23 protein-coding genes are annotated in these 22,310 nt (G+C 42.0%); 18 read left to right on the top strand and 5 right to left on the bottom strand.

From position 1 onward, the window contains the following. The first annotated feature begins 34 nt into the window (after nt 1-34). The 6 genes from B9T36_RS17780 to B9T36_RS17755 all read left to right on the top strand — a co-directional run bounded on the left by B9T36_RS17780 (nt 35) and on the right by B9T36_RS17755 (nt 4,563). Nucleotides 35-1,903, top strand: a complete 1,869-nt coding sequence (locus B9T36_RS17780) for a copper resistance system multicopper oxidase (protein ID WP_086210766.1) — start codon at nt 35-37, stop codon at nt 1,901-1,903. Further along, on the top strand, nt 1,890-2,183 hold the full coding sequence (locus tag B9T36_RS17775; RefSeq protein ID WP_086210765.1) for a hypothetical protein: 294 nt from the start codon (nt 1,890-1,892) through the stop codon (nt 2,181-2,183). Before B9T36_RS17780 ends, B9T36_RS17775 begins: the two co-directional genes overlap by 14 nt. After that, complete coding sequence (locus B9T36_RS17770; protein WP_086210764.1) at nt 2,170-3,096, top strand: copper resistance protein B; 927 nt, start codon at nt 2,170-2,172, stop codon at nt 3,094-3,096. Before B9T36_RS17775 ends, B9T36_RS17770 begins: the two co-directional genes overlap by 14 nt. Before the next feature lie 236 nt (nt 3,097-3,332). Then, nucleotides 3,333-3,650, top strand: coding sequence for a quaternary ammonium compound efflux SMR transporter SugE (gene sugE, locus B9T36_RS17765; protein ID WP_005400191.1), 318 nt, complete (start codon nt 3,333-3,335; stop codon nt 3,648-3,650). 82 nt (nt 3,651-3,732) lie between these two features. After that, complete coding sequence (gene sugE, locus B9T36_RS17760; RefSeq protein WP_010325989.1) at nt 3,733-4,050, top strand: quaternary ammonium compound efflux SMR transporter SugE; 318 nt, start codon at nt 3,733-3,735, stop codon at nt 4,048-4,050. 33 nt (nt 4,051-4,083) lie between these two features. Continuing rightward, a complete protein-coding gene (locus B9T36_RS17755; RefSeq protein WP_086210763.1) occupies nt 4,084-4,563 on the top strand; it encodes a methylated-DNA--[protein]-cysteine S-methyltransferase in 480 nt (159 codons plus the stop codon). Here B9T36_RS17755 and B9T36_RS17750 read toward each other — a convergent pair. Together B9T36_RS17750 and B9T36_RS17745 are read right to left on the bottom strand one after the other, a co-directional pair. After that, nucleotides 4,560-5,813: an ImmA/IrrE family metallo-endopeptidase gene (locus B9T36_RS17750; RefSeq protein ID WP_086210762.1), complete on the bottom strand. Its 1,254-nt coding sequence runs from the start codon at nt 5,811-5,813 to the stop codon at nt 4,560-4,562. The genes B9T36_RS17755 and B9T36_RS17750 overlap by 4 nt on opposite strands. Nucleotides 5,814-5,881: 68 nt before the next feature. After that, the gene (locus B9T36_RS17745; protein WP_086210761.1) at nt 5,882-6,649 is read right to left on the bottom strand and encodes a hydroxymethylpyrimidine/phosphomethylpyrimidine kinase; all 768 of its coding nucleotides are present in this window, start codon (nt 6,647-6,649) and stop codon (nt 5,882-5,884) included. Between the two features lie 93 nt (nt 6,650-6,742). Here B9T36_RS17745 and B9T36_RS17740 point away from each other — a divergent pair, with 93 nt between their 5' ends. Both B9T36_RS17740 and B9T36_RS17735 read left to right on the top strand, forming a co-directional pair. Further along, nucleotides 6,743-7,390 (top strand): HAD-IA family hydrolase, encoded by a 648-nt coding sequence (locus B9T36_RS17740; RefSeq protein WP_086210760.1) that lies wholly within the window; start codon nt 6,743-6,745, stop codon nt 7,388-7,390. A gap of 45 nt (nt 7,391-7,435) precedes the next feature. Then, nucleotides 7,436-8,686, top strand: a complete 1,251-nt coding sequence (locus B9T36_RS17735; protein WP_086210759.1) for a hypothetical protein — start codon at nt 7,436-7,438, stop codon at nt 8,684-8,686. A gap of 13 nt (nt 8,687-8,699) precedes the next feature. On the opposite strand, the gene B9T36_RS17730 is transcribed toward B9T36_RS17735, so the two are convergent. Beyond that, nucleotides 8,700-9,164 (bottom strand): Lrp/AsnC ligand binding domain-containing protein, encoded by a 465-nt coding sequence (locus B9T36_RS17730; RefSeq protein WP_004694947.1) that lies wholly within the window; start codon nt 9,162-9,164, stop codon nt 8,700-8,702. A gap of 137 nt (nt 9,165-9,301) precedes the next feature. Here B9T36_RS17730 and B9T36_RS17725 point away from each other — a divergent pair, with 137 nt between their 5' ends. The 5 genes from B9T36_RS17725 (at nt 9,302) to B9T36_RS17705 (ending at nt 14,970) form a co-directional block, all read left to right on the top strand. After that, nucleotides 9,302-10,561: a D-amino acid dehydrogenase gene (locus B9T36_RS17725; protein ID WP_086210758.1), complete on the top strand. Its 1,260-nt coding sequence runs from the start codon at nt 9,302-9,304 to the stop codon at nt 10,559-10,561. Nucleotides 10,562-10,597: 36 nt separating this feature from the next. Beyond that, nucleotides 10,598-11,695, top strand: a complete 1,098-nt coding sequence (alr, locus tag B9T36_RS17720) for an alanine racemase (protein ID WP_086210757.1) — start codon at nt 10,598-10,600, stop codon at nt 11,693-11,695. A gap of 37 nt (nt 11,696-11,732) precedes the next feature. Further along, a complete protein-coding gene (locus tag B9T36_RS17715; protein ID WP_004694941.1) occupies nt 11,733-12,092 on the top strand; it encodes a RidA family protein in 360 nt (119 codons plus the stop codon). A gap of 142 nt (nt 12,093-12,234) precedes the next feature. Beyond that, nucleotides 12,235-13,677 (top strand): amino acid permease, encoded by a 1,443-nt coding sequence (locus tag B9T36_RS17710; protein ID WP_086210756.1) that lies wholly within the window; start codon nt 12,235-12,237, stop codon nt 13,675-13,677. Nucleotides 13,678-13,863: 186 nt separating this feature from the next. Next, nucleotides 13,864-14,970 (top strand): acyltransferase family protein, encoded by a 1,107-nt coding sequence (locus B9T36_RS17705; protein ID WP_086210755.1) that lies wholly within the window; start codon nt 13,864-13,866, stop codon nt 14,968-14,970. Nucleotides 14,971-15,050: 80 nt separating this feature from the next. Here B9T36_RS17705 and B9T36_RS17700 read toward each other — a convergent pair whose 3' ends face one another. Together B9T36_RS17700 and B9T36_RS17695 are read right to left on the bottom strand one after the other, a co-directional pair. Continuing rightward, complete coding sequence (locus B9T36_RS17700) at nt 15,051-15,503, bottom strand: CopD family protein (protein WP_005011820.1); 453 nt, start codon at nt 15,501-15,503, stop codon at nt 15,051-15,053. A gap of 23 nt (nt 15,504-15,526) precedes the next feature. Further along, nucleotides 15,527-16,756, bottom strand: coding sequence for a beta-ketoacyl synthase N-terminal-like domain-containing protein (locus B9T36_RS17695; protein ID WP_086210754.1), 1,230 nt, complete (start codon nt 16,754-16,756; stop codon nt 15,527-15,529). A gap of 278 nt (nt 16,757-17,034) precedes the next feature. On the opposite strand from B9T36_RS17695, the gene B9T36_RS17690 reads away from it, so the two are divergent. From B9T36_RS17690 to B9T36_RS17670, 5 genes are all read left to right on the top strand, one after another. Further along, nucleotides 17,035-18,489 carry an EcsC family protein gene (locus B9T36_RS17690; protein WP_086210753.1) on the top strand — a complete coding sequence of 485 codons (1,455 nt, stop codon included), beginning with the start codon at nt 17,035-17,037 and terminating at the stop codon, nt 18,487-18,489. A gap of 154 nt (nt 18,490-18,643) precedes the next feature. Beyond that, entirely contained in the window at nt 18,644-19,018 is a 375-nt protein-coding gene (rpsL, locus tag B9T36_RS17685; RefSeq protein WP_002050319.1) for a 30S ribosomal protein S12, read from the top strand. Nucleotides 19,019-19,195: 177 nt separating this feature from the next. After that, nucleotides 19,196-19,666, top strand: coding sequence for a 30S ribosomal protein S7 (gene rpsG / locus B9T36_RS17680; protein WP_004694929.1), 471 nt, complete (start codon nt 19,196-19,198; stop codon nt 19,664-19,666). Nucleotides 19,667-19,797: 131 nt separating this feature from the next. Beyond that, complete coding sequence (gene fusA / locus B9T36_RS17675) at nt 19,798-21,933, top strand: elongation factor G (RefSeq protein WP_086210752.1); 2,136 nt, start codon at nt 19,798-19,800, stop codon at nt 21,931-21,933. Between the two features lie 93 nt (nt 21,934-22,026). Next, on the top strand, nt 22,027-22,310 hold a 284-nt coding region (locus tag B9T36_RS17670; protein ID WP_228147030.1), incomplete at its 3' end, for a GTP-binding protein.

Genomic DNA, 22,310 nt, shown 5'->3' with positions numbered 1-22,310 from the left:
AAAACTTTATTTTTAAAATTATTAGGATTTAGTCATGTCTATTCAATTTAAACAAAGCCTCATCCTTGGGGTGTGTCTGATGTCATCATCTTGGAGCTTTGCCGCAGTCAAAGAGTACCAATTGGTGATTGATGAAAGTCCCGTTAACTTAACGGGAAAGTCGCTCAAGCGGATTAGTGTCAATGGGCAGTTTCCAGCGCCTTTGCTTGAGTTTGAGGAGGGTGATGATGCAGTCATTCGCGTCAAAAATAACCTAAAAAATCAAGACTCATCAATCCATTGGCATGGTTTGCTTTTGCCTGGGTTGATGGATGGTGTTCCGGGTTTTAATGGGTTTAACGGCATTCAGCCGAAAAGCGAATTTGTCTATAAGTTCAAAGTTCGCCAGAGTGGAACTTATTGGTACCACGCACACTCGAAGGGACAGGAACAGGACGGGCTGTATGGTGCATTGGTCATTTATCCTAAAGACAAAAAGCCTTTAGCGCAGCATGAAAAAGCCGAGCGTGACTATGTGGTGATGCTATCAGATTTCCATGAACAGAGCAGTGAACAAATTCAGAAGAATCTGAAAATTTCTGCCGAGTATTATCAAAATCAACGCGAAACCTTAGGTGATACTTGGAAGCAAGTGCAACGTGATGGTTTAAAAGCTGCATGGAAAGACCGTTCGATGTGGAATCAAATGCGCATGTTGAAAACGGATTTGTCCGATGTCACGGGCTACACCTTCCTCATCAATGGCAAAACCCCTGAACAGAACTGGACAGGTATGTTTAAGCCAAATGAAAAAGTTCGTTTACGTTTTATCAATGCCTCAGCCATGTCATTTTTTGATGTACGTATTCCTAATCTAAAAATGACGGTAGTCAGTGCAGATGGTCAGCCTGTTAAACCCGTTCCTGTGGATGAGTTTCGGATTGGAACGGCCGAAACTTATGATGTGATTGTGGAGCCGAAAGCAGGGCATTACCAAATTGAAGCAGAGTCGATTGACCGTTCAGGCTACGCCATTGGAACTTTGCATAATGAGTTGACCCCAATGGCACAGAGTATACATATGCCTGCACCCCGTCCACGTTCATTGTTGACTATGGAAGATATGGGGCACGGCTCAGAACATTCAGGTATGGATCATTCACAGATGAACCATGAAGCGATGGTTGAAATGGATCATTCAAAGATGAATCATGAAGCGATGGCTGAAATGGATCATTCAAATATGAATCATGAAGCGATGGCTGAAATGGATCATTCAAAGATGAATCATGAGACCATGTCTGAGATGAACCATACACAGATGGGTCATGCGCAACAGAATACGACAGCAAGTTCGGTACAGAAAACTGTTACACCAGTTTATGGTTGGGCGAATGCCTCTACGCCTAAAGGTGATAAGGCATTGCAATATAGCGATCTCAAATCCTTAGAACCCCAAAAAGATACCCGTGAGGCAACGAGCGAGTTGGTGATTCGTTTGGGCGGAACTATGGAGCGTTATTTGTGGACCATTAACGGGAAAAAATTTAGCGACGCTGAACCGTTGAAAGTGAAGTATGGCGAGCGTATTCGGATCAAATTTATCAATGACAGCATGATGGCACATCCGATGCATTTGCACGGGATGTTTATGCAACTGGAAAATGGGCAAGCTGCCGTTGATATGCCGAATAAGCACACGTTGATTGTACCACCAGGCAAAACAGTGACCGCTTTACTGACCGCAGATGAGTTAGGTGAATGGGCCATTCACTGTCATCTGCTTTACCACATGAGCTCAGGCATGATGAATAAATTGATAGTGGCCAATGTCAGTGACGCTCAAGTGTCCACCACCCCAATTCAAGGGCAAAAAACAGCAGCTCAAGCTGAGCCAAAAGGAGATGAACATGCGCACCACTAATCTTTTTTCAGGATTTGCCTTAGCTGTTACTGTCTTGTTTAGTTCGGTTGCTATGGCTGCTGAATCTCATGCACAGCATGAAAAACAAAAAGCCAAATCAACAAGTCAAGCTCAGTCCAAAGATATGGCACATGAGCATCATCAGCATAGTGCCGATGAGCATGCTCAGATGCTGAAACAGAAAAATGCGGTAGGTCAGCCTTCATCGGAGAAGCAAGCTCAGACTCAACCAAGCAAGCAGTCGAAGGCTCAGAAAGGAGATCATCATGCGCACCATTAATCTTTTTTCTAAAAGCATATTGAGCAGTTCTTTAATGTTGATGAGTGCTGCGGCTATGGCGCATGAAGGGCATGATATGCCTGCTGAAGCAAATGAAAATATGTCCATGACCACTGAGTCTGTGATGTCACAACATGCACAGCATCAGGCGATGACCATTCCAACTCAAGTTGCTCCGCAGTCTAGTGCACAACATGGGCAGCAGATAAATCATGATTCAACAGCACATACGCATGATCACCGCAAAGAGCACGGTGCACAAATTTATGCGGTCACCACCGTTGATAACAAATGGTTGCTGAATGAAGACGGTGATGGTGGTTTAAAGTCTGAGTTTGAAACTCGTATCGGGACAGATGAAAATAAGCTGTTTATCAAACTACATGCAGATAAGCAGGAATCGCATAAGGCTGAGTATGATGCCAAAGTACTGTATAGCCGTATGATTTCAGACTTTTGGGATGTACAGGCGGGTGCACGTTACCGAGTTGAAAAAGTGGAGCGTGAACAGCATGACTGGGATACGGAAGAAAAAGTGGATGGGGTGCTTGGCTTACATGGTTTAGCACCGTATTTCTTTGAAACCGATGCCTACGTATATGCTGGTACAGACAACTATGCTGCGTTTAGTTTGGAAACTGAGCGGGACTTGTTATTGACTCAAAAGCTGATCTTTAAACCTTATTTAGATCTGAACATTATTTTTAGTGATGACTCTAAATATGCCAAAAAATCAGGTCTTAGTAGTGCAGCTGTCGGTCTTGAGACGCGTTATGAGATCAGTAAAAAAGTCATGCCTTATGTAGACATTGCCTATGAATATAGCAAAGGCAATGAAGCGACGGCTTGGCAAGCTGAAAGCGATGAAGAGAAAGGTTGGCAGTATGGAATGGGTATTCGCTTCAAGTTTTAAGTCGAACGTTTAGGTTTAAAGTGAATATCTGAGATTGCACCAGATTTGTGCTGAAAGAGGAGTGATTCGTTAGTTTGGATCACTCTTTTTTGCGTTTTAATGATTTTTAAGTGTGAAAATAACTCATTTTGGTGCATATTTTGCTATAATTTAAGGCATATTCAGGAGGAACGACCTCCCTCATATTGAGAAAATTCGTCAGGACGACCTGACTCTAGTGAAATGGAGTTGGTAGTATGGCTTGGGTTTTTCTTATCTTTGCGGGTCTGTTTGAAATCGTTTGGGCATATTCAATGAAGCTGTCCGAAGGGTTTAGCAAACTCACACCCAGCATCATCACCATTGTGTTCATGATTTTAAGTTTTGGTTTACTGGCTTATGCAATGCGAACATTGCCGCTAGGGACTGCGTATACCATTTGGACTGGAATTGGCGCGATTGGGTCTTTCTTGGTGGGGATTTTTATTTTAGGTGAACCCGCAACGGCTATGCGGATGTTTGCTGCGGTGCTGATTGTATCGGGCCTAATTTTGATGAAACTCTCATCAAGCTAAATTCATTTAAATCTGTCGAGCTTCAAGCGATCCTTCGTTTGAAGCTTTGTTGTTTCTGGTTTCGGTAAAAGGTGTGTGGCGTATGGCATGGGTGATTTTAATTGTTGCAGGTTTGCTCGAAGTGGTTTGGGCCTATGCGATGAAAGTATCGGATGGTTTTACCAAATTGACACCGAGTATTTTAACCCTCGTATTTATGGTGGCCAGTTTTGCGCTGCTGTCTTATGCCATGAAGACCTTACCTTTGGGCACAGCCTATACCGTTTGGACTGGAATTGGTGCGATTGGTTCATTTTTGGTTGGAATTTTGATTTTGGGCGAACCTGCCAATGCCATGCGGATGCTCGCAGCGGTTTTAATCATTTCTGGACTTGTACTGATGAAACTTTCATCGTCATAATGTTGCATACATAGACAATTTTTGTGGTGAAGCATGCACTTATTTTTTAAATATATGCCATCTCCTGTCGGGGTACTGAGACTGGTGGCACATGATCAAGCCTTGGTTGCCGTATTGTGGGAAAATGAAAACCCAAAACGGGTCCGTTTAGCTGAGTTGGTCGAACAGAATCAGCATCCGATTTTGTTGGAAACTGAACGACAGTTGAGCGAATATTTTTCGGCAAAGCGTCAAAGTTTTGATTTGCCTTTGGATTTTGCTGGGACAGATTTTCAGAAGCAAGTTTGGCAGGCTTTATTACAAATTCCGTTTGGTGAAACCCGAAGTTATAAAGATATTGCGCTACAGATTGGCAATGTCAAAGCTGTTCGTGCAGTGGGTGCAGCCAATGGCAAAAATCCGATTTCAATTATTGCGCCGTGTCATCGGGTGGTGGGGGCGAATGGAAAATTGGTTGGTTTCGCAGGCGGTCTGGACAATAAAGATATTTTATTGAAGCTTGAGAAAAATTAGATTTGCGTTTTCTTATCAAATGAACTTTCGAATTTAGCAAGTCCTAATTCTTCTAATCGAATTTTAAGAGTCTCTTGTGAGACAGAAAATAACTCAGCGATAGGCATGCAAACTTTTACATAATTATCTTTATTGCATGGTTGCTCATCAATATATAAGGGGCAAAATCCTTTATTTTTAATATCGTAGTGTTCTAATAGGTTAAAAAATACCTGTTTTAACCGTGTATCTGGTAATAAGATACAAGCAGCTAAAAAGTTTGCTTGAAATTCTAACCTGCTTATATCTTGACCTGAGATCAAATTGGTATGGCCTGTAGATTGTTGATCAATAAGCTGAGTTTCTGAGATGAAAAATTTATCATGACTTAGAATTTTATGAGCTAATTCATGTGCGAAAGCAAAATTTAATTGTTGAGGACTAAAAGTATTTATACCGAATAGCATTACAATATTTGTTTGAAAATTAATCTCGGCTATAAGTTTTTTATTTAATAAAGTTTCTGTCTTTATAACTTCTAAGTTTAAATCTTTAGCTATGAGTTCTAAATTTAATTTAGAATCTTTTGAGTACTTGTTAAAGAAATCCTGTCCTAATATTGAAAGTTTACTTTTTGAAATATATGGAATTTTTTGTTTTTTAAAAAGTTGTAAATAGCGATCCCTTAATTCATGGTTATCTAATAATAAATCGCTAAAAAGATCAATTAGGCATGTAGTCACGCGAAATGGAGTCTGAATAAAATTTGATCCATATCCCTTTGGCACATAATTAGAATCCGTCAAACAAGATATAATCTCATTAGTTTTGTCTATTTCCCGATTGAACCTTCTATTTAAAATTGTTTCATGTCCATCATTAAGTATCTTCCATAATCCTATTTTACGTGACTTAGCGAGTTTTTCAGCTCCTCTTTGAAACCCTTTTGTTGTAATACAAATGGCTTTGGAATTATGATGAGCGACTTTGCTAACGTTATCTGAAAATACTTGTATATCATCGACAGGCACCTTATTAGCGTAATTTTTACATTCGAATAAAAATAAAAAAGAGGGAGTTTCTTGGTTTTCAAAAAAGACTTCTATCGAAACATCAAAGTAAATTAAACCTCTTTCGAGAGAAGAGTAAGCTTTCTGCTTGAAAATTTTACAATTTTTTTCTATTACACCTAGTGAGCCATTCTTTATTAAAGCTTGTAAATAATTATAAGTATATTCTTCAAGTTCATTGCCTTTTTTTGTCGTATTCATATGTTTAAGGATATGATTAGATTAATTTATTTTATTTGAATAAGCTCGCTGTTGCGAGCTTATTTTGCTTAAAAACGCTTTGGAATTTTCTGACCGCCTTCAACAGGTGTTTCTGCCTGTTTTAATACGCCAAAGAGCCATGTTTCGGCATGATGTACTGCGACTTTAACACTGTCACCTTGTGCCAAACGACCGGCAATAAAACTCGCCAGCGAGCAACCTGAACCGTGATATTCACCGGCTAAGCGTGGGCAGCGAGTTTCAGAAATGAGCTCGCCATTCACAAACAGAGCATTGCGAATATAGTCTGGTGTGTCTTCATGACCACCTTTCACCAGTACCGCTTTGGCGCCCATTTCAAACAGTTTTTGCGTTGCGGCATCTAAGTCATCGAGACCTGTTAACGCTCGTAGCTCAACTGTATTTGGAGTAATAATGTCTGCTAATGGGATCAGTTCAACAAAAGCTTTGACCAAGGTTGCTTGATCGCCCAGTGAACCTCCACTGTTCGCTACTAAAACAGGGTCGAGCACATACTGGTACTCAGGATGTTCACGTAGAAATTCAGCCAGTGCTGCAATATTATCTGTGGTGCCTAACATGCCAGACTTTACGGTTTTAATCGGTAAATCACCGACAACAGCGTGCGCCTGAGCTAACAGCAATTCTTTTGACGTCGCTTCAAAACCAAACACTTGTTGCGAGTTTTGAACAGTGAGTGCTGTACACGCAATGGCTGCATGTGCACCACTTTGACCAATCGCTTCGATATCGGCCTGTAAACCAGCACCACCTGAAGGGTCTAAACCAGAAAAGCACAGTACGGTTGGGCGCACAGAAATATCCTTGTTGCGAAAATTTGCGATAGTATAGGCAACTTTAGCAGAACTCTCGATAGTATTTTATTTAAAGCCCAAGAAGGATCAGCTGTGATTAAACATATTTTGCTAGATTTAGATGGAACATTAACAGATCCGAAAGTTGGTATTACCACCAGTGCACGTTATGGCTTAAACAAAGTTGGGCATCCCATTGCCGATGATCTAAACATTGACTGGATTATTGGGCCACCACTCAAAGCGTCTTTGGCAAAACTCTTAAATGTTGCAGTGGACGATGTTTTGGCAGAGCAAGCTCTACTGGGCTATCGTGAGCGTTTTGCGGTGAAAGGTTTATATGAAAACCATTTATTTGCCGATGTTGAACCGACCTTAAAAAAACTGACCGAGCAGGGTTATCACTTGTATTTGGCGACAGCAAAACCAGAAGTCTATGCCCGTCAAATCTTAGAGCATTTCAATTTACTACAATACTTTGTGCACCCTTATGGCAGTGAACTGAACGGTGAGCGCACCAATAAGGGAGATTTAATTGCTTATATTCTAGAAAAAGAACAGTTAAAAGCAGAAGAGTGTCTGATGGTTGGTGATCGCGAGCATGACATTTTGGGTGCACGTCGCAACGGCATTGAGACTATTGCGGTGGAATACGGTTATGGTTCTGATCAAGAGTTGACGGAAGCCGCGCCTAAAGCACGAATTAAAACTTTTGCTGAGATACTTCAATTTATTAAGTAAAATCAGTATGATTGCTAAATAATAAAATACTTGATTATGCGAATAATGATAAAAAAAGTTCTGCTGGGTTTGGTTATATTGGCATTCGGTAGTGGTGGATTGGTTTATTGGTTACAGCAGGATGATGAGTTATCTGCTCAAACCAAAGCCTTGATAGATGCTGACTATGCCTTTCAAAGCGATCTGAAACAGCATCCATTTTTCTATGCCTGGGGAATGGATGCGAAAGCAGATGTTGAGCCTGAAAGCTTGGGTCGTTTACGCTATTATGAGCAGTGGCAACAGCAGGGAAAGCCATTATCTTCTGCAAATAAAGTAGCACCTATGCAAATACAGCAGTTGCAAAAGCACCCGTTGTCGGCAAAACAAAAACAAGTATTAGATGAACTCAATCAGGTTTTACTACAAACGCCAGAACAAAGTGAATCCTTTATTCGCCAACATCAATCTCAGTTTGTTGCAATGTTTGCAACAGAGCAATTTGCAATACAGCGTTATTTGCACTGGTTAAACAGTACGGATTATGTCTCTTTATTGCTTCCAGCTGACGGTGTACTGCCAGACTATCAAACTCTGCGCGATCTTCATTTATTGCATGCGGTTCAATTGAGTTTAAAACCTAAAGATGAGTCAAAGACTGCACTTTTACAGTACATCTCTGCTTTACAAAATATGCAGGGACAGAAACTCTCTATGATTGAGAAATATATCATGCAGAACTTTATCTGGCAGAGTCTGGATATGCTCAATCTAAAGGCTCAGCATGCGAGCGTGCATGTCGCACCTTTAACTCAGCATGCTTTGAGTTTAAGGCAAAGTATGCGTTATGAAGTGAGCCAAAATGCACACTCCTTTCAAAGTCTAGCAGTACCAAAAGGTATGTCTGATTGGCAATACCGTCTGGTTTATCTACCAAACCGCAGTTTAAATCAGCAAGTTAAAGACATCGAACCTTATATTGCATTGTCTGAACTATCGTATTTGGATTTCTTGCAACAGTATGAGCATTTTCAGCCTGAGAAGCGCTCTAAATACGTTTTGAAAAATTCGGTGGGAAATATTTTAGCGCAAGTAGCTGTTGTTGATTGGCGGCCTTATGCACTTCGTTCTCGAATTTTAGACAATAAAATTCGAGTTTTTAATGCGGTACAAAAGCAGGAATCGGTAGAAGAGCTGAATAAAAATAGGGAAGGATATGATTATTATCAAAAAGGGCATCAGCTCTGTTTGAAACAGCCATTTCCACAACAAAAGCTCCCTGCGTATTTAGCTCAAGATACTTGTATGCCGATTTAAGCTATTGTGCAATTTAGCGAATGTCCAAATAAAAACTTTCTTTGACTTCTTCCATCACAATATAACTGTGCGATGACGCTGAAGAGGGCAGTTTTTTTAGTAAATCACCCAATAGGCGTCGGTAGGCACTCATTTCTTTTAAACGGGCTTTGACCAAATAATCGAATTCACCTGAAATCAGATGGCATTCTAAAACCTCTGGAATCTCGACCAAGTCACGCGCCACTTGATCAAACACATCGCCAGACTTGGCTGATAGCTTAATTTCTAAAAACACCAATAAGTTTCGATCGACCAGTTGCGGATTGAGGCGTGCGTAGTAACCCATGATAATACCATCACGCTCTAAGCGTTTGACGCGTTCCGAACATGGCGTGGTTGAGAGGTTAACGCGAGAGGCCAATTCACTAATTGCAATTCGTCCATCGCGCTGCAAAATGTCTAAAATCTGCTGATCAATCCGATCTAATTTACGCATTATAAATTTCCTATGTTTAGAATTTTAGCGCGACAAAAGTGGTGATTTACCTAGATTATAATATTAAAAACAGTGAAAAAAACTATTAACCTAAAAATATACTAGTGAAATAAACTAGTGTGTGTAAGGGATCAGTCATGCGTGTAATTGTCTTAGGTAGTGGTGTCATCGGTGTTGCAAGTGCATATTACCTTGCACAACAAGGCGCAAGCGTTACGGTTTTAGACCGTCAGGCTGGTCCTGCTGAAGAAACTAGCTTTGGTAACGCAGGGCAAATCTCTCCGGGTTATTCTACACCGTGGGCTGCACCTGGTATTCCGTTTAAAGCCGTAAAGTGGATGTTCCAACATCATGCACCCTTAGCCATTAACATTGATGGTAGCATGTGGCAGTTAAACTGGATGGCGCAGATGTTAAAAAACTGCAATCCACAAAGCTATGCCATTAACAAAGAACGTATGACGCGTGTTGCTGAATACAGCCGTGACTGCTTACGTGAACTGCGTAAAGAAACTGGTATTCACTATGAAAACCGTGCGAAAGGAACTTTGCAGGTTTTCCGTAATGAAGCTCAATTGGATGCCGTACAACGTGACATCCAAGTATTAAAAGAATGTGGCGTTGACTACGAACTATTATTAAAAGATGACTTAGCCAAAGTTGAGCCAGCTTTAGAATATGCTAAAGATAAATTAGTCGGTGGTTTGCATTTACCGAATGATGAAACAGGTGACTGTTACCTATTTACCAATGCTTTGGCAAACCTTGCAAAAGACATGGGTGTAGAATTTAAATTTAACCAAAATGTTGAAAAACTAGTGGTTGAAGGGGATGAAATCAAAGGCGTGGTGGTGGATGGTCAAGTGCTTACAGCAGACCGTTATGTGCTTGCTTTTGGTAGTTATTCACGTGATTTCTTGAAACCATTGAATTTGAATTTGCCTGTATACCCTGTCAAAGGCTACTCACTAACCATTCCAATTGTAGATCCTGCATTTGCGCCACAGTCTACGGTTCTTGATGAAACTTATAAAATTGCCATCACGCGTTTTGACCAACGTATCCGTGTGGGGGGGATGGCAGAACTGAGTGGTTTCAACCACGGTTTAAACCAAGATCGCCGTGCAACTTTGGAGATGGTGACTCAAGACTTATTCCCAGGTGGGAACTTAGCTGAAGCCAGTTTCTGGACCGGTTTACGTCCAATGACACCAGACTCAACGCCAATCATTGGTGCGACTCGTTTTAAAAACCTATTCTTAAATACAGGGCATGGCACCTTGGGTTGGACCATGGCATGTGGTTCAGGCAAGCTCATCAGTGACTTGGTGATGAATCATCAACCAGACATCAGTACTGAAGGTCTCTCTATTCAACGTTATCCTTCAGCAGCCTAATCCGTTTTAGGCCGTATTGATTCAAGGAAGAAGAAAATGCCACGTCCAATTACTGCAGTGATTCATAGCCAATCACTGCAGCATAATTTAAATGTTGCTCGCACTAAAATGCCGAATAGCCAAGTCTATGCGGTGGTCAAAGCCAATGCTTATGGTCATGGTATTGAACGCGTCTATCAAGCGTTCAAATCTGCCGATGGTTTTGCGCTGCTCGATTTGGCAGAGGCAAAACGCATTCGTGCTTTGGGCTGGACAGGCCCAATTCTGTTACTCGAAGGTATTTTCTCAGAGCAAGATCTATTTGACTGCCATGAGCTAGGTTTAAGCTTCAGTATTCATAGTGAATATCAACTTGAATGGTTAGCGCGTTTTCCTTTAGAGGCGCAGTTCGATGTTTATTTAAAAATGAACAGCGGCATGAACCGTTTAGGTTTCCGTCCTGAACAGTACCGTCAAGTATGGCAGCAGCTCTTAAACTTGCCTCAAGTTCGACGTTTGACCCATATGATGCATTTTTCGGATGCCGATGGTGAGCGTTTCGGACGTGATGGCATTGCGCATCAATGTCAGTTGTTTGATGCCATTACCCATGATCTACCGGGTGCACGTTCAGTCAGCAACAGCGCAGCCATCTTACGTCATGAACAGTTGCAGTCGGATGTAATCCGTAGCGGCATTATGCTTTATGGCAGTTCTCCAGATTATCCAAGCCACTCCATTGAAGACTGGGATTTGCAACCTGCCATGAGTTTGCGTAGCGAGTTGATTGCCATTCAGCAGTTAAAAGCAGGCGATAGTGTCGGTTATGGCTCAAAGTTCATTGCTGAAAACGACATGCGTGTGGGTATTGTGGCTTGTGGTTATGCCGATGGTTATCAACGGATTACCGCAACAGGCACGCCTATTTTAGTCGATGGACAACGCAGTAGCTTGGTCGGACGGGTCAGCATGGACATGTTGGCAGTTGATTTATCTCACCTCCCAAATGCCCAAGTTGGCGACGAAGTGGTGTTGTGGGGTACATCGAAACAGGGCGCTATGCTTAGTATTGATGAAGTCGCAGCAGGTTCAGGCACGATTGGCTATGAGCTGATGTGTGCTGTCACTGCACGTGTCAATTTTATCCAAGATTAAATTTTATTTTTATACAGTTTCATACAAGGAAAGACCTATGTCACATTCAGACATTCAAAAATTCAACACCAACGAAGTCATGAGTGCAGTCACTGTGTTTAATCAAGTGGTGTATTTGTCAGGGCAAGTGCCAAAAAATACCGACAATGATGTCGCAGGTCAGACCCGTGAAATTTTAGCAACGATTGATGAGCTTTTAGCTTTGGCAAATACAGATAAATCACGTTTGTTATCTGCTCAGCTTTACATCAAAAATCTCTCTGATTTTTCAACAGTCAATGCGATTTGGATTGATTGGATGAACGGTTGTGTGGCGCCTTCACGTGCCACGATTCAAGCTGATTTGGTGAATCCAAACTGGTTGATCGAAATTGCAGTAACTGCTGCACAAAACTAATTTTTTAAACTCTCCCCGTGTGTATCAGCCCTTTGGCTCAGGCTGAATGGCTGATCAGCGTATAAATACCGCCCGTTAGGAAAACGAGCACTGTATGAACATGGTTTATACGCAAAAAAGGACATTAACAGGATGTTAAATTATGACGACCACACCACAAGCTGACGGTGCAAATGCATCATCGCATGAATTACAACGGAAATTATCTAACCGCCACCTGCAATTGATTGCCATTGGTGGCGCGATTGGGACGGGCCTATTTATGGGTTCGGGCAAAACTATCTCTCTTGCTGGTCCTTCTATTCTGATCATTTATATGATTATCGGGACCATGTTCTTCTTCCTAATGCGTGCATTGGGCGAAATTCTATTGTCCAATTTGCACTATAAGTCGTTTATCGACATGGCTCATGATCTGATTGGGCCGGGTGCGGGTTACTATATCGGTTGGTCCTATTGGCTCGGTTGGGTCTTGGTCGGTATTGCGGACTTGGCAGCCATTATTAACTATCTTGGCTTTTGGCTCCCGCCAGATATGACCTTTACGCCTATGGGACAGGCTTTAATCAGTGTCGGCTGTGTGCTGTTTGTCCTTGGGCTAAATTTGCTGACCGTGAAACTTTTTGGCGAAATTGAATTTTGGTTTGCTTTAATCAAAATTTTAGCCATTTTAGGGTTGATCGTGATTGGTGGCTTTATGGTGTTTAGCCATTTCCAAGCACCGGGCGGTTCAGTTGCAAGCTTCAGTCATGTTTGGTCGCATGGTGGGATGTTCCCTCAAGGCGGTAGTGGCTTTTTAGCAGGCTTCCAAATAGCACTCTTTGCCTTTGTCGGTGTAGAGCTGATTGGAACCATGGCTGCTGAAACCAAAGATCCTGAAAAGAACTTACCGAAAGCAGTGAATGCGATTCCAACCCGTATTATTTTATTCTATGTGTTGTCGCTATTTGTCGTGATGTCGGTGACACCATGGAATCAAATTCCTGCGGATCAAAGCCCATTCGTTTCACTATTTTTACATGCGGGTATCCCAACTTCAGCCATCATTATGAACTTGGTGGTACTGTCTTCAGTGATGTCTTCCATGAATAGTGGTGTGTTCTCTACATCACGGATGCTGTTTGGTTTGGCAAGAGAAGGGCAAGCACCACAGAGCCTAGCGCGTCTGTCAAAACGTGCTGTACCAGCAAAAGGCCTATTCTTCTCATGTGCCTTTATCATGGCAGGTGCGGCGCTACAGTATTTTGTACCAAACACCGTTGAAGCCTTTACATTAGCCAGCTCATTGTGTGTGATTCTGTTTATCAGTATTTGGAGCATTATTATGGTGTGCTATATCCGCTACCGTAAATTGCGTCCTGAGCTACATGCAAAGTCGACCTTTAAAATGCCGGGCGGTGTTTGGATGTCTTATGTGGTCTTAATCTTCTTATTCTTCACGTTGGTTATTTTGAGTTTAGAGGCGGATACCCTTCGCGCATTGATGATCAGTCCGTTATGGGTGATTATTTTAGCCGTGACCTATCAACTGCTGTACAAGCCACGTATGAAAAAACGTCTGTTAGAACAGCAACTGGATAACTAAGTAAATTCATTCTGTACTCGTGATGTTTGAAAGAAAGCCCTGCATAAGCAGGGCTTTCTTTTTGCTTAAGCTGAATCAATGGGTTCTAATTCAGTGTTGGATCATTGTATGATTTTATATATAAAAGCTATTTAAATCTGATGGTTTCACTTTTAATGAAGCACTTTAAAATTTTAACAATGATTTATGCGTAATTATAAAATTGACATCCTGCGTGGCGTGTCCATCCTGTTGGTGCTGATTCACCATTTCAATATTCCGTATAAATTACACGATACGGTTCTCGGCATTCCCATTGGGGGCGAGAGCTTAAGTACTTTGATTGCAAGAAATGGCAACTATGGTGTGACCATATTTTTTGTCATTTCGGGTTTTTTGATTACCCAGCATACTTTACAGCGCAGTGGTTCTTTGGCGCAGATTAAACTGAAAGATTTTTATATCCGTCGTATTGCCCGAATTATGCCGTGTCTGGTGTTATTGGTCGCGATGGTTAGTGTGCTCGGAAGTTTAGGATTACAACCCTTTATCAATCAGTCGCCCAATGGCGTAGAGGTGTCCTATGCTGTGACTGTTCTTTCAGCTTTGAGTTTCTGGATGAATCTACTGATTATTGAATACGGTTGGGTGAACTATGCTTTGGGCGTATTGTGGTCTTTATCGGTTGAAGAAGTCTTCTATTTAGCCTTTCCTGTCCTGTGTTTAGGGCTTGGTCGGGGCAAAGGCTTTATTGTTTTGCTGCTCGCCGTCATCGCGTATGCACCGTATTTTCGTGCCCTGCATTTTGGAGAGGAAAGTGGGGCTTATCTATATCACTATTTCTCTAGCTTTGATGGAATTGCCATTGGCTGCCTCACCGCAATGTATGCACAGTATTTCAAGGGAACTATTTATAATCAAAAAATGATTGTTGCAGTAACAGCGTTTCTAATGACCGCTTTATATTTTTATGCACCCATCAAAGAGGTGAGTACTTGGGGCATCAGCGTATTTGCGTTACTGACGGCATTACTCATATTTTGCTTTACTCAAGAGCCGAAAGCTAAACCTGTTTCACACACGGCACGGAGTTTGGTCTGGATTGGGCAGCGTAGCTATGAAATGTATCTGTTTCATTTGATTATTCTTGGCTTAATGAAAGTGGTGTATTTCCCAAAAGACACTTTAGCGGCTGAAAAGCTGATGTTGTTGCCTGTTTATTTTATCGCGGTGTTTATTTTGAGTTGGGCGATTGAGAAATATTATTCGACCCCGCTCAATTTGAAGATTCGTCAATTTGGGATACGGTCATAGCGTGGATCTTGAGTTGTACTGTTGATTTTTACAGACATTAAAAAGCCCCGAATCAATCGGGACTTTTTAACTGTGGGATTTTAAAATGTCGGTTTAACCACGACTAAAATCACCACAGCAAATAAAATGAGGGTCGGCATTTCATTAAAGAAGCGCCAAAATTTGTGTGACTTGTAGTGTGCATGACCAATCAATTTCTTACGGTAATAACCGCAAACAAAGTGGTAAATCACCAACAGTCCAACCAAACCGACTTTGAGGTAGAACCACAGGGCTTCATGATAGTGGCGTGTTGCATCACCCCAATCGACCAAGAAATGTGCCGTGATCAGTGTTGCAATCATCGACGGCCACATAATGCCACGGTATAACTTACGTTCCATAACCTCGAAACGTTGATGACTGACTGCATCATCACTCATGGCATGGTAAACATAGAGCCGTGGTAAGTAGAATAATGCAGCAAACCAACACACCACGGCAATAATATGTAATGCTTTTACCCACAAGAAAGCATCAGAAGGAGCATCCATCAAGTCACCCTAAAATGGGCGGCTTAGCCTTCCCATTTTTTGAAAATGAGACATGCATTTACGCCGCCAAAACCGAAACTGTTACTCATCACAGTATTCAATTTTGCGTCACGTTTTTCAAGCACGATATCAAATGGTTTTGCGCCTTCATCCAGTTCAGTCACGTTGATGTTGGGTGCAATAAAGTCATTTTGCATCATTAGGACAGAGTAGATCGCTTCTTGTACGCCTGCTGCACCTAAGCTATGACCTGTCATTGACTTAGTTGAGCTCAGTGGAGGAACTTGACCTTCGCCAAATGCACGTTCCATTGCTTTTAACTCAGTCACATCACCAGCAGGCGTTGATGTCCCATGCGTATTCACATAGTCAATTTTGTCGACGCCGTGCTGTTTTGCTTCTTCAAGTGCCATCAGTACACAACGTGTCGCACCTTCACCTGATGGTGCAACCATGTCTGCACCGTCAGAGTTTGCAGCATAACCTACGACTTCAGCCAAAATGTTGGCGCCACGTGCTTGCGCATGCTCTAAAGACTCAAGCACCACAAAACCGCCACCGCCAGCAATCACGAAGCCGTCACGGTCAGCAGAATAAGGACGAGACGCTGTTTCTGGTGTGTCATTGTACTTTGAGCACAGTGCACCCATGGCATCAAACAACAAGCTTTGAGACCAGTGATCTTCCTCACCGCCACCTGCAAGCATTAAGTCTTGTTTGCCGAGTTGAATCAGGTTGTAGGCATAACCAATTGCATCAGCAGAGGTTGCACATGCGCTGGTAATGGTGTGTGCAACACCTTGCATTTTAAAAGCAACACCAACGTTTGCTGTAATTGTGTTCGACATATTACGTGGTACGAAGAACGGACCAACTTTACGTGCGCCTTTGGTGTCTAACAATTCTTTCATTTCAACTACAGATGCAGTTGAACCACCACCTGAACCGCCTGCGATACCATAGCGTGGATTGCCACCAATTTGCTCGGCTGTTAAGCCTGCATTTTCAACCGCAGCAACCGCAGCGTTATATGCATACATAGCACAAACACCCATAAAGCGTTTTAGCTTACGGTCGATACCATCAAAGTCTTGTTCAGCAGCAGCACTGATATGACTTTTAAAATTGAGTTCAGCATAGGTTGGGTTAAAACGTGTCCCAGAAATCCCGTTTTGTAATGCATGAGTAACTTCTTCCAAAGTATTACCGATACATGAGTTGATCCCCATGCCAGTGATTACTACACGTTTCATTTACAGATCCCTTATATGGTGGTTTTACCGAGTTGCGCTTAGAGATGAATCAACAATTTATTTCTAAGCCAATTGCAACTCTTATGTTTTCAATGCAGATCATAATAGCAGAAAGAATTTTTAATTCTTATGGCAAATCCTATGCCAATTTAGCTTGTCTTAAAATCAAGCAAAGCACATTTCAACTTTACTAAAAGACACATATTGTTATTGAGATAAATGCGTACTACACCTAGTATTTAGCTAGAAATGAAAGATTATAAAGCACGAGGTAAGGAATGGCGGATTCAAACAATAAACAGCGCAGTGGTTTCTTTTCAAATGCCTTTGGAGTGGCTAAAAAGCTCAGTCATACAGGTTTAAATCTCTTAAACCAAGTGGCTCCAGACGCGGTGTCAACACTGACAAATAGCCCAACAGGAGATGCCACGACTCCAAAAACAAAATCAAAAAGTAAAACTTATGAGCGCCCGCAACATGTTTTACGTGAGCACCTGCCGACGGTATCACGTCAGTTATTAGGCCGACATTATGCGAAAGCAAACCGTATGGCGAGTTTTGTTTCTCCGCAACTTTCCGATAAAGCGGCTGATTATCTATTTGGTCAGCTCAATCAATTTAGTTCGAATATGTGTTCTGTCGATGCTGTTTTAGATGAAGCGGGTGTGCGTGATCTTGAAATGTTAACTCAAGATGTTGACCGTTCTAAGCGGATTAGTCAGGCATTATCGGAACAAAATAAGATCATTGCCATTGTTCAGGGGGCATTGACAGGGGCAACAGGTCTAGTGGGTTCAACCGTGGATGTGCCTGCTTCTTTGGTCATGTCATTGCGAATGATCTATCAAGTAGGGCGCTCTTACGGTTTTGACTTAAATAAAGAGTCTGATCAGGACATCGTACAGTTTATTTTTAAGCAAATTGATTTGGGTTTAATTGCCGAAAAGCAAACTTTATTGATGGCGATTAAAGCGATTTCGAGTACCTTGCAAACCCATGATGTTTCTCAGTTACAACAGTTGTTGGGATCGAGCAATGATGCAGAAGCTTTGAAGAAATGGTTGACCAATGCCGATGGTCAACTGAAATGGGGGCAGTCGCTTGCTAATCTATCCTTACTCAATAAACTAGCAAAGCTCTCACCCATTGCCAGTGCTAGTGTGAGTGCCGCTTATAGTTGGCGCTTAGTGGATGATGCACATCAAAAGGCGCAGTTGATTTTTTCACAAGCTCGCCAGTATATCATTCAGCAAAAAGACAATAGCCTAAGTGCCTTGACCGCTTATGAGCGTTCACTTGAGCTTTTAGTTAAAGCATCGCCGCGACTGCTTACTCAACGCAGTGCAACAGATGCGGAAACAGAGAGCTTAAATATGGGCACTGAAATCGCATTGGATGGTCATCAAAATATTGCTAAAGTGAAAGTTCAGAAGAAGTCAGACAAAGGCACACAAACACCAACCGATGATCTCGTTCAACAAGGCCTAGAGCAGCTTGCAGATCAAATGGTTGAACCCCATGATGCTGTTGCACCGCAACAGCCAGCCCTGCAAGTGGAAGAAGATCTTGCAGATTTATATCCTATGGATGAGGTTGAAGAAACCACACAAAACAATAATGCGTCTTTTGTACAAAATGAACCCAATACGGCTTCAAAAGTTGCTGCGAAGCCTACTGTAGAGCCGACTGAAAAAAAGGTTACAAAAAGACGAAATGCGCCAAGTAAAAAATAAACTACTTAAAATAGATGAAAATTTGTAAAAGTCCTGATGTAGTCAGCATTACATGTAGTTTGAAATGTTGACCATTTTTGCGTCTTAGCTTACAATTGCATGCCCTCAAAAAGTCGTCTTTTTTTGGGTTTTTTATTAACGGGAGAATTGCCAAATGGCAACAACAAATCAGTTGATCCGTAAGGGTCGTACGACTTTAGTTGAAAAATCTAAAGTTCCTGCGTTGAAGGCTTGTCCACAACGTCGTGGTGTTTGTACACGTGTTTACACAACTACACCTAAAAAACCGAACTCAGCAATGCGTAAAGTTTGCCGTGTGCGTTTAACTTCTGGTTTCGAAGTTTCTAGCTACATCGGTGGTGAAGGCCATAACCTACAAGAGCACAGTGTTGTTCTTATCCGTGGTGGTCGTGTTAAAGACTTACCAGGTGTACGTTACCATACCGTTCGTGGTTCTTTAGACTGTGCTGGTGTTAAAGATCGTAACCAGTCTCGTTCTAAATACGGTACTAAACGTCCTAAGAAATAATCTTTCGAGATTAACTTCTTAGTTCGCTAGAACTGCAATCCTTTATCGTCTCGCTTGTCTGATTTCTGCATTAATTTTGTGAAATTCAAGCGACGTGTAGTAAGGCCAGCGAAAGCACATGACACTTTGTGCTACGGCTGGATTAACCTGAAGTGTCATATATATAGGTAGTTTAAAATGCCAAGACGTCGCGTAGTTGCTGCTCGTGAAATCCTTCCGGATCCTAAGTTCAGCAGCCAAACAATCGCTAAATTCATGAACCACGTAATGCAAGATGGTAAAAAATCTATTGCTGAAAGTATCGTTTACGGTGCTTTAGACCGCGTTCAAGAAAAAAACAAAGTAGACCCAGTTGAATTTTTCGAGACTACTCTTGAAAAAGTTCGTCCTATGGTTGAAGTAAAAGCACGCCGTGTTGGTGGTGCTACTTATCAAGTACCTATGGAAGTACGCCCATCCCGTCGTACTGCTCTAGCTATGCGTTGGTTAGTAGATGCTGCTGCTAAGCGTTCTGAAAAAACTATGGCTTTACGTCTTGCTGGTGAGTTGCTTGATGCAGCTGAAGGTAAAGGCGCAGCGGTTAAAAAACGTGATGACGTGCATCGTATGGCTGAAGCCAACAAAGCATTCTCTCACTACCGCTTCTAAGCGACTAAAACAGCCCCTATTCAGGAGGGTGACAGCTTGGTTTACGCCAAACTGTCATCGAATCGCTTTAAGCTGTCTGCCAGCTTAAAGCGTCCTGTTTTAAACAACAAAATTTAGGAATGCAAGAAATCATGGCTCGTCAAACCCCAATTTCTCGTTATCGTAACATTGGTATTTCTGCGCACATTGATGCTGGTAAAACCACAACTACAGAACGTATTTTGTTCTACACAGGTGTATCTCACAAAATTGGTGAAGTACACGATGGTGCAGCAACAATGGACTGGATGGAGCAAGAGCAAGAACGTGGTATTACCATTACTTCTGCTGCTACGACTACATTCTGGTCAGGTATGTCTAAGCAATTCCCTGAACACCGTATCAACGTAATTGATACACCGGGACACGTTGACTTCACAATTGAAGTTGAGCGTTCTATGCGTGTTCTTGATGGTGCATGTATGGTTTACTGTGCTGTAGGTGGTGTACAACCTCAGTCTGAAACTGTATGGCGTCAAGCAAACAAATACCAAGTACCTCGTTTAGCATTCGTGAACAAGATGGACCGTACAGGTGCAAACTTCTTCCGTGTTGTTGAACAAATGAAGACTCGTTTAGGCGCGTCTCCAGTACCTGTAGTGATTCCTGTTGGCGCTGAAGAAAACTTCCAAGGCGTAATCGACTTGATCGAAATGAAAGCGATCATTTGGGATGAAGCTTCACAAGGTATGAAGTTTGAGTACGGTGAAATTCCAGCTGAACTTCTAGCTTCTGCTGAAGAATGGCGTACAAACATGGTTGAAGCTGCTGCTGAAGCTTCTGAAGAGCTAATGGACAAGTACCTAGAAGAAGGTGATCTTTCTAAAGAAGACATCGTTAATGGTCTACGTGTTCAAACTTTGGCTTGTCAAATTCAACCAATGCTTTGTGGTACAGCGTTCAAAAACAAAGGTGTTCAACGTATGTTGGACGCAGTAATTGAATTCTTACCATCACCTACAGAAGTTAAAGCTATTGAAGGTGTACTTGACGACAAAGCTGAAACTAAAGCGATTCGTGAAGCATCTGACGAAGCTCCGTTCTCTGCGCTTGCGTTCAAAATCATGAACGACAAATTCGTAGGTAACTTAACTTTCGTACGTGTTTACTCTGGTGTTCTTAAACAAGGTGATTCTGTTTATAACCCAGTTAAATCTAAACGTGAACGTATCGGCCGTATCGTGCAAATGCACGCGAACGATCGTCAAGACGTTGAAGAAATTCGTGCAGGTGATATCGCTGCGTGTGTAGGTCTTAAAGACGTAACTACGGGTGATACACTTTGTGATGAGAAAAATGTCATCACACTTGAGCGTATGGAATTCCCAGAGCCAGTAATTGCATTGGCTGTTGAACCAAAAACTAAAGCTGACCAAGAAAAAATGTCAATTGCTTTAGGTCGTTTGGCTAAGGAAGATCCATCATTCCGCGTTCGTACTGACGAAGAGTCAGGTCAAACAATTATTGCTGGTATGGGTGAGCTTCACCTTGACATCATTGTTGACCGTATGAAACGTGAATTCGGTGTTGAAGCAAACATTGGTAAACCAATGGTTTCTTACCGTGAAACGATTAAAAAGTCAGTTGAACAAGAAGGTAAATTCGTACGTCAAACTGGTGGTAAAGGTAAATTCGGTCACGTATACGTACGTTTAGAGCCAATGGATCCTGATGCTGGTAAAGACTACGAGTTCGCTGAAGAAGTTGTTGGTGGTGTAGTTCCTAAAGAATTCTTCGGTGCTGTGGATAAAGGTATCCAAGAGCGTATGAAGAATGGTGTCCTTGCTGGTTACCCAGTTGTTGGCATTAAAGCTACATTATTTGACGGTTCTTACCACGATGTCGATTCGGACGAATTATCGTTCAAAATGGCAGGTTCTTACGCATTCCGTGACGGTTTCATGAAAGCAGATCCTATCTTGCTTGAACCGATCATGAAAGTTGAAGTAGAAACTCCAGAAGACTACATGGGCGATATCATGGGTGACTTAAACCGTCGTCGTGGTATGGTTCAAGGTATGGATGACTTGCCTGGCGGTACTAAAGCAATTAAAGCTGAAGTTCCACTTGCGGAGATGTTTGGTTACGCGACTCAAATGCGTTCTATGTCTCAAGGCCGTGCAACATACTCTATGGAATTTGCTAAATATGCTGAAACTCCACGTAACGTGGCTGAAGGCATCATTTCTAAATTCCAGTCTGGCGGTAAAAAAGGTGACGACGAGTAATCTTTCGATTACTATAAGCCCAAACTAATTCATAGTTAAAAACCAAGTGCTCATGCAGTGATCCTGCATGAGTAGTTTAAAAAGGAAGATCTCATGGCTAAGGCTAAGTTTGAACGTAATAAGCCACACGTTAACGTGGGCACAATCGGTCACGTTGACCATGGTAAAACAACTTTAACAGCTGCAATTGCAACTGTATGTGCGAAGAAATTCGGTGGTGAAGCGAAAGACTACGCTGCAATTGACTCTGCACCAGAAGAAAAAGCACGTGGTATTACAATTAATACTTCACACGTAGAATACGATTCACCAACTCGTCACTACGCACACGTAGACTGCCCGGGCCACGCCGATTATGTTAAAAACATGATTACTGG

The organism is Acinetobacter sp. ANC 4204 (assembly GCF_002135205.1).
Classification (GTDB): domain Bacteria; phylum Pseudomonadota; class Gammaproteobacteria; order Pseudomonadales; family Moraxellaceae; genus Acinetobacter.
Note: the sequence above shows the minus strand (reverse complement) of the source record. Positions and strands in the feature narration are given on the sequence as shown.